The 8,118-nt window shown below is 68.3% G+C and carries 7 protein-coding genes; 6 read left to right on the forward strand and 1 reads right to left on the reverse strand.

From position 1 onward, the window contains the following. A partial coding sequence (locus ACFV4K_RS32990; RefSeq protein WP_379280199.1) for a nuclear transport factor 2 family protein occupies positions 1–472 on the forward strand: 472 nt, incomplete at its 5' end. Here ACFV4K_RS32990 and ACFV4K_RS32995 read toward each other — a convergent pair. Then, on the reverse strand, positions 469–1,107 hold the full coding sequence (locus ACFV4K_RS32995) for a TetR/AcrR family transcriptional regulator (protein WP_379280201.1): 639 nt from the start codon (positions 1,105–1,107) through the stop codon (positions 469–471). The genes ACFV4K_RS32990 and ACFV4K_RS32995 overlap by 4 nt on opposite strands. A 116-nt stretch (positions 1,108–1,223) precedes the next feature. Here ACFV4K_RS32995 and ACFV4K_RS33000 point away from each other — a divergent pair, with 116 nt between their 5' ends. The 5 genes from ACFV4K_RS33000 to ACFV4K_RS33020 are packed head-to-tail and all read left to right on the forward strand — an operon-like array spanning position 1,224 to position 8,019. Beyond that, entirely contained in the window at positions 1,224–2,606 is a 1,383-nt protein-coding gene (locus ACFV4K_RS33000; protein WP_379280202.1) for a flavin-containing monooxygenase, read from the forward strand. A 16-nt stretch (positions 2,607–2,622) separates the two neighbouring features. After that, positions 2,623–3,771, forward strand: a complete 1,149-nt coding sequence (locus tag ACFV4K_RS33005) for a serine hydrolase domain-containing protein (protein WP_379280204.1) — start codon at positions 2,623–2,625, stop codon at positions 3,769–3,771. A gap of 58 nt (positions 3,772–3,829) precedes the next feature. Beyond that, positions 3,830–5,491: a class I adenylate-forming enzyme family protein gene (locus tag ACFV4K_RS33010; protein ID WP_379280205.1), complete on the forward strand. Its 1,662-nt coding sequence runs from the start codon at positions 3,830–3,832 to the stop codon at positions 5,489–5,491. A gap of 6 nt (positions 5,492–5,497) precedes the next feature. Beyond that, a complete protein-coding gene (locus tag ACFV4K_RS33015; RefSeq protein WP_379280207.1) occupies positions 5,498–7,243 on the forward strand; it encodes an amidohydrolase family protein in 1,746 nt (581 codons plus the stop codon). Further along, positions 7,240–8,019, forward strand: a complete 780-nt coding sequence (locus tag ACFV4K_RS33020; RefSeq protein ID WP_379280209.1) for an SDR family NAD(P)-dependent oxidoreductase — start codon at positions 7,240–7,242, stop codon at positions 8,017–8,019. Before ACFV4K_RS33015 ends, ACFV4K_RS33020 begins: the two co-directional genes overlap by 4 nt. Positions 8,020–8,118 lie beyond the last annotated feature (99 nt).

Genomic DNA, 8,118 nt, shown 5'->3' on the forward strand with positions numbered 1-8,118 from the left:
CTATTCATCCCGCTCACCGGTATTCGCCGATCCGGCCGGTGGTCGGCCCGGTGAGGATGGCGGGATGTCGCCCGAACATCCCGCTCGCCGTGCCGGACTCGCCTCGCAGGCCGCGGTGCGCGGTAAGCGCAAGGCCGAATGGCTGGCATTGTTCGCCGACGACGCCCGCGTGGAGGACCCGGTCGGGATTTCGCCCTACGACCCGGTGGGGGAGGGGCACTCGGGGCAGGCCGCCATCGCGGCGTTCTGGGATATGGCGATCGAGCCCAGCCGCATCGAATTCACCTGGGCGGATTCCTTCGCCTGCGGCGATGAGGCCGCCTTCACCGGAACCATTCGCAGTACCCGCCCCGAGGTGAGCGTCGAGGTGGATCTGGTGGCCGTCTATCGCGTGAACGCGGACGGGAAAGTCATTGCGCTGCGCGCGTTCTGGGAACTGGATCGCGCCCGCGTCACGCCGGTCTCGGATTAGTCCTTCGGGGTCTGGAGCGCCGGGTACCAGATATCGGTGAGAACGGCGGCGGCCTCGTCGGCCGAGACGTCGATGGTGCCCTGCATGGCCCAGCGGGTGAAGAAGCGTTCCAGCTGGGCGACCAGGAGTTCGACGCGCAGGCGCGCCTCCTCCTGGCGGTCGGCGGGCCAGCGCGACAGGTAGGAGCTCATGACGCTGGGCAGCGCCATGATGCCCTCCTTGGCCACTTCGCGGAATTCGGGTTCGAGGGTGGTGGCCTCGTCCCAGGCGGGGAGCAGGTCCTTGTATTCCTGGAACCAGTCGATGGCCCGGCGCATCCACGCCGCGAATTCCTCGCGCGAGCCGGTGTCGAGCACGTGGTCGAGGTCCTCGTAGAAGTTCCGGACGCTGGGCAGCGTGCCCTGTTCGGCGATGGCCCGCAGCACGTCCGGTTTCCCGGTGAAGTGCAGGTAGAAGGTGGCGCGGCTGCAGCCGACGGCGGCGGCGATGTCGTCGACGCGGACCGGCGCGTAGCCCTGCTCGGTGAACAGCTGCTTGGCGGCGTCGATGAGCCGGCTGCGGGTGAGCCGTTTCTGTTCGTCGCGCAGCGAGGTGCGCCGCGGGGTTTCGGGGTGGTCTACATCGGATCGGGTCACGCTTGAATGATAGACGCAAGTTCACTCACTAGACACACTGTCTAGTGAGTGTTAGCGTGTGTGGCACGTCACGTCCGGCAGGGCTCTCAGACCCGTCGCCGAATCAGGAGAGTGAATTGGCTGCGAAATCCGCACAGAACCGCGAGCTACCCCGGGTCGCCATCATCGGCGCGGGCCCCTCGGGCATCACCGCCGCGAAGCGCATGGCCGAATACGGCATCCCCTTCGACTGCTACGAAGCCTCCGACGAGGTGGGCGGCAACTGGTACTACAAGAACCCGAACGGGATGTCGGCCTGCTACCAGAGCCTGCACATCGACACCTCGAAGTTCCGTCTGCAGTTCGAGGACTTCCCGGCGCCCGACGAGTGGCCGGACTTCCCGCACCACAGCCAGTTGCACCAGTACTTCAAGGATTACGTCGAGCACTTCGGCCTCCGCGACCGAATCCGGTTCAACCACAAGGTGACCTCGGCCGAGCGCGCCGCCGACGGCCTGTGGACGGTCACCACCGACCAGGGCACCGTCGAGACCTACGACGCCCTGATCGTGGCCAACGGCCACCACTGGGATCCGCGCACCCCCGACTACCCGGGCGAGTTCGACGGCACCCTGATCCACTCGCACTCCTACAACGACCCCTTCGACCCGATCGACATGCGCGGCAAGCGAATCGTCGTGGTGGGCATGGGCAATTCGGGTCTGGACGTCGCCTGCGAGCTGTCGCAGAAGTTCATCGCCGACAAGCTGTGGGTCTCGGCCCGCCGCGGCGTGTGGGTGCTGCCCAAGTATGTCGGCGGCAAGGTCGGTGACACCCAGGTGGTGCCGTCCTGGATGCCGCCGAAGCTGGCGCTCAAGCTCAAGCAGCGCTTCGTGGTCAAGAACCGCGGCCGCATGGAGGATTACGGCCTGCCCAAGCCGGATCACCTGCCCTTCGAGGCGCATCCGTCGGCCAGCGAGGAGTTCCTGCACAAGGTCGGTTGCGGCGACATCGATTTCAAGCCCGCCATCACCAAGCTCGACGGCAAGGTCGTGCACTTCGCCGACGGCTCCACCGAAGAGGTGGATGTGGTCGTGTGCGCCACCGGCTACCACATCAGCTTCCCGTTCTTCGCCGATCCGGCGCTGGTGCCCGACACGGCCAACAAGCTGCCGCTGTGGCGTCAGATGGTCAAGCCCGATGTCGACAATCTCTTCTATCTCGGTCTGGCCCAGCCGATGCCGACTCTGGTCAACTTCGCCGAGCAGCAGTCCAAGCTGGTCGCGGCGTACCTGTCGGGCAACTACCGGCTCCCGTCGCAGGCCGATATGAACGCCGCCGTGGCCAAGGCCGAGGCCGAGCGCGCCGAGCGCTACTACAACTCGCCGCGGCACACGATCCAGATCGACTTCGACGTCTACGTGCGCGAGCTGAAGAAGGAACTCACCGATGGTGCGCGCCGCGCGGCGGCGGTGGGCAACAGCCTGCCGGTTCGCAGTCGCGCACTGGTCGAGGCGTAGAGGGGAGGCGGTCGGAATGGGCAATGTCGCTGGATTCTGTGCCGACGAATTCGAGTCTGTCCGTACGGCTTTCACCGAGCAGGTGGAGTCGGGCGCGGAGCTGGGCGCCTCGGTCTGCGTGACCGTGGACGGCGAGACCGTGGTGGATCTCTGGGGCGGTTACGCCGACCCGGACAAGACCACGCCGTGGGCCGCCGACACCGTGGTGAACACCTTCTCCATCACCAAGACCATGGTCGCGCTGAGCGTGCTGCTGCTGGTCGACCGCGGTGAGCTGGACGTGCACCAGAAGGTGGCCCACTACTGGCCGGAGTTCGCCGCCAACGGCAAGGCCGATATCGAGATGCGGCACCTGCTGTCGCACACCTCGGGCGTCTCCAGCTGGGAGGCCCCGATCGTGCTGTCGGACATCTACGACACCGACGCGGCCACGGATCGCCTTGCGGCGCAAGCGCCGTGGTGGGAGCCGGGCACCGCGTCCGGCTATCACGCCATGAACTACGGCCACCTGCTGGGCGCGCTGGTCAAGCGCGTCACGGGGCGCCCGCTGGGCCGCTTCTTCGCCGAGGAGCTGGCGGGCCCGCTGGGCGCGGACTTCCACATCGGCATGGCCACCGAGGATCTGGGCCGCATCGCGACCCTGGTCCCGCCGGAGCTGCCGGACTTCGATCCGTCGCTGCTGCCGCAGGACAGCGTCATGTTCAAGACCCTGTTCCAGCCGCTGCTGGACTTCGCCGAATGCGGCACCCCGCAGTGGCAGCAGGCCGAGCTGGGCGGCATGGGCGGGCACGGCAATGCCCGTTCCATCGCCCGGCTGCAGTCGCTGATCAGCAATGGCGGCGAGCTGAGCGGCCGGAAGCTGTTGTCGGACAAGACCATCGACCTCATCTTCGAGCAGCAGTCCGACGGCGTGGACCTGGCCATCATGGTGCCGCTGCGCTTCGGCATCGGTTACGGCCTGCCGCAGCCGCAGACCGCGCCGCACGTGCCGGACGGCCGGGTGTGCTGGTGGGCCGGGATCGGCGGGTCGATGGTGGTCAACGACCTGGACCACCGGGTCACCTTCGCCTACGCGATGAACCGGATGGAGGCCGGCCTGATCGGTTCGCCTCGTGCCGACACCTACCTGAAAGCGACCTTCGATACAGTCCGGGGGGCGGCGTGACCGGCCTCACTCTGATCGCCCGCCACGGTTCGCGCACAAGGATTCGAGGACTTGATTCATGACCAACGCAGTTGACCTCCAGGCGCTCGCCGCGCAGGTCGCCGGAAAGCTGACCGGCCCGGACGGTCCGTTCGAGATGACGGTCGAGCAGGTGCTGGGGGTGCCGCAGCCGGTGTTCAAGCACCGCCACGCGTCGCTGCTGGAGCTGCTGGACGCCTCCCGTGACCTGGGCGAACTCGACTACCTCGTGTCCGCGCGCACCCGCTACACCTTCGCCGAGCACTACGCGGCCGCGGGCGCGCTCGCGGCCGCGCTGGCCGAGCGCTACGGCGTCGGCAAGGGCGACCGGATCGGCATCCTGGCCGCCAACACCCCCGAATGGGTGCTGACCTTCTGGGCCGCGCAGCGTCTGGGCGCGATCCCGGTGGGCTACAACGCCTGGTGGGTGCCGCGCGAGATCGAGTACGGCCTCGAGCACTCCGCCCCGACGGTGGTGATCGCCGACGCCAAGCGGGCCGCGCTGGCCGCCGAGACCGGCACCGACATCCCGGTGCTGACCATGGAGACCGACCTGCCCGCGCTGATCGCGGAGTTCGCGGGCGGCAATCCGGCCGCCGAGGTGACCGAGGACGATCCGGCGATCATCCTCTACACCTCCGGCACCACCGGCCGCCCCAAGGGCGTGGTGCACACCCAGCGGAACATGGTGGCGGTCGCCGACTACCACCGCTTCATGGACGCGCTGGCCGCCGGCTTCCGCGGTCAGGCCTGGGACGGTTCCCCGGCCGGCCGCCGCTACCTGGCAACCATGCCGCTGTTCCACATCGCGAGCCTGCACAACCTGTCGATCCCGCGCCTCACCACCGGTGACGCCGTGGTCTTCCCGACCTCGGGCGAGTTCGACGCGGAATCGCTGCTGAAGCTGGTCGAGACGGAGAAGGTCACCAACTGGGCGGCCGTGCCGACGCTGGCGAGTCGCATTCTGGGCGTGGACATCTCGAAGTACGACCTGTCCTCGCTGACTGCGTTCTCGCTGAACTCCGCGCCGTCCTCCCCGGCGCTGGTGCAGCGGCTGCGCGAGAAGTTCCCGGTGGCGCTGCAGGGCCTGACCACCAGCTACGGCTGCACCGAGTCCGGCACCGCCGCGACCGTGGCGACCCCGCCGGAACTGGCCGCCGACAACGAGACCGTGGGCCGCGCGGTCGTCGGCGTCTCGCTCGAGGTCCGGGATCCGGACGGCAAGCCGGTGCCCGACGGCGAGGAGGGGGAGATCTGCATCCGCAGCCCCTACGTCATGCTCGGCTACTGGAACAACGAGGACGCCACCAAGGCGGCCATCGACGAGAACCGCTGGCTGCGCACCGGCGACTACGGCACCCTGCGCGGCGGCAAGCTCTACATCTCCGGCCGCCGTTCGGATCTCATCCTGCGCGGCGGCGAGAACGTCTACCCGCAGGAGATCGAGAACGTCCTCGACGAGCACCCGCTGGTGCGCGAGTCGGCCGTGATCGGCGTCCCGCACGAGGATCTCGGCCAGGAGGTGGCCGCCATCGTCGTGGTCGACGATCCGGAGGCGCTGACCGAGGACGAACTGCGCGACCACGTGGCCAAGCAACTGGCCTACTTCAAGGTGCCCGCCCGCTGGCTGGTCACCGCGGATCCGCTGCCGCGCAACGCCACCGGCAAGGTGCTGCGCCGCGACCTCACTCTGGGGGAGTGAATTACTGTGTACGACACCATCATCAAGAACGGCCGCTGGTTCGACGGGACTGGCGCGCCGTCGGCCATCCGCAATCTCGGCATCCGTGACGGCCGGGTGGCGACGGTCTCGGCCGCGCCGCTGGACGAAACCGATTGCGAGCGCGTGATCGACGCGACCGGCCGCTGGGTCATGCCCGGCATGATCGACATCCACACCCACTACGACGTGGAGGTGCTGCTCGACCCGACGCTGTCGGAGTCGCTGCGGCACGGCGTCACCACCCTGCTGCTGGGCTCGTGCTCGCTGTCCACCGTGCACGTCGGCGGTTCGGACGCGGGCGACCTGTTCGGCCGGGTGGAGGCGATTCCGCGCAAGCACGTGGTGGACGCGGTCGACGCGCTCAAGACCTGGAACAGCGCGCACAGCTATGTGGCGGCGCTGGAGTCGCTGCCGCTGGGCCCGAATGTGGCCGCGTTCATCGGTCATTCGGACATCCGGGCGGCGCAGCTGGGTCTGACCCGCGCCACCGATCCGAAGGTGAAGCCCACCGAGAACGAGCTGACGGCCATGGAGCACAAGCTGACCGAGGCCCTGGACGCGGGCTTCGTCGGCATGTCCTCGCAGCAGCTGCTGTTCGACAAGCTCGACGGCGAGGTGTGCCGTTCGCGCACCCTGCCCTCGACCTACGCCACCGCCAAGGAGCGGCGTCGCCTGAATCGCATTCTGCGCGACCGCAAGCGGGCGTTGCAGGGCGGCCCGGACGTGGCCAAGCCGCAGAGCCTGATCGGCATGGCGGCCAGCAGCCTCGGCTTCTTCCGGCCGCACCTGAAGGTGAGCCTGCTGTCGGCGGCCGACATCAAGGCGATTCCCGGTGTGGTGAAGGTCTTCCCGCTGCTCGGCAAGATCATCAACAAGCTGGGCGGCGACTTCCGCTGGCAGCACCTGCCGGTGCCGTTCGAGGTGTATTCCGACGGCATCGACCTGCCGGTGTTCGAGGAATTCGGTTCCGGCGCCGCGGCTCTGCACCTGTCCAACCAGATCGAGGAACGCCGCGCGCTGCTGGCCGACGAGGAATACCGGCGCTGGTTCCGCAAGGACTACGACAAGAAGTGGGGCCCGCGGGTCTGGCACCGCGACTTCTTCGACGCCGAGATCACCGAATGCCCCGATGAGAGCGTGGTCGGCAAGACCTTCGGTCAGGTCGGCGTGGATCGCGGCGGCGTGCACCCGGTGGACGCCTTCCTGGATCTGGTGGTGGAGTACGGGCCCAAGGTGCGCTGGCGCACCACCATCTCCAACCACCGGCCCGAGGTGCTGAACGTGCTGGCCGCGGATCCCAGTGTGCAGCTGGGCTTCTCGGACGCGGGCGCGCACCTGCGGAACATGGCGTTCTACAACTTCGGGCTGCGGCTGCTCGAACGGGTGCAGCGGGCGCAGCGGGCGGGCAACCCGTTCATGACGGTCGAGCACGCCGTGCACCGGGTCACCGGTGAGCTGGCCGACTGGTACGACCTCGACGCCGGGCATCTGCGTGAGGGCGACCGGGCCGATGTGCTGATCATCGATCCCGAGCGGCTCGACGACAGTCTCACCGCCTACGCCGAGAACCCGGTTCCGGAGTACGACAACCTCTCGCGCATGGTCAACCGCAATGACGAGACCGTCACCGCGGTGCTGGTCAACGGCGAGTTCGTGTTCGGGCTCGGCGAGAAGGCCGAGACGCTCGGCACAGAACGGACCGGCGAATTCCTGAAGGCGGGCGCCCGATGAACGCACGCAGATTCGAGGGCCGCACCGCGGTCGTCACCGGCGCCGCCTCCGGCATCGGTTCGGCCATCGCGGCCGCCGTGATCGCCGAGGGCGGGAATGTCGTCGGCCTCGACATCGACGCGGCCGGACTGGAGAAGCGGGCAGCCGAACTCGGTGACGCCTTCGTCCCGGCGGTCACCGATGTCACCGACGAGGCCCAGGTGGAGGCGGGAATCGCGGTCGCCGCATCGCGGTTCGGCGGTCTGCACGCCGCCTTCAACTGCGCGGGCGCGTCCCGCATCGGGGCGGTCACCGACCTCACCGAGGCGGACTGGGACTTCACCATCGACCTCATCCAGAAGAGCGTCTTCCTGTGCACCAAACACGAGGCGCGCCTGATGAAGTCGACCGGTGGCGGCTCGATCGTCAATATCTCGTCCCTGGACGCCCGGGTCCCCATGCCCGGCGGCAGCCCGTACTCCACGGGTAAGGCGGGCGTGGTGATGTTCTCCAAGAACGCGGCCCTGGAACTGGCGCAGCACCGCATCCGGGTGAACGCCGTGCTGCCCGGCCTGGTGGACACCCCGCTGGTGGCGGCGGTCATGGGGTACGAGCCCGCCAAACAGATGTTCCTGGACCGCATTCCGATGGGCGCGCCCGCGACCCCGGAACAGATCGCGGGCCCGTGCCTGTTCCTCGCCTCCGACGAGGCCTCCTATGTCACGGGCATCGACATGGTGGTGGACGGCGGCTGGGAGCTGAGCAATTTCCCCAACCTCGCGAAGCTCGCGGGCTGAGCGGTACGCGATGGACACCGATGAGGTCATCGCCGGAATCGACCTCACCGGTCGCGTAGCCCTGGTCACGGGAACCACGGGCGGTCTCGGAGCCGAGAC

Origin of the sequence: Nocardia sp. NPDC059764 (assembly GCF_042732555.1) — a bacterium.
Classification (GTDB): Bacteria; Actinomycetota; Actinomycetes; order Mycobacteriales; family Mycobacteriaceae; genus Nocardia.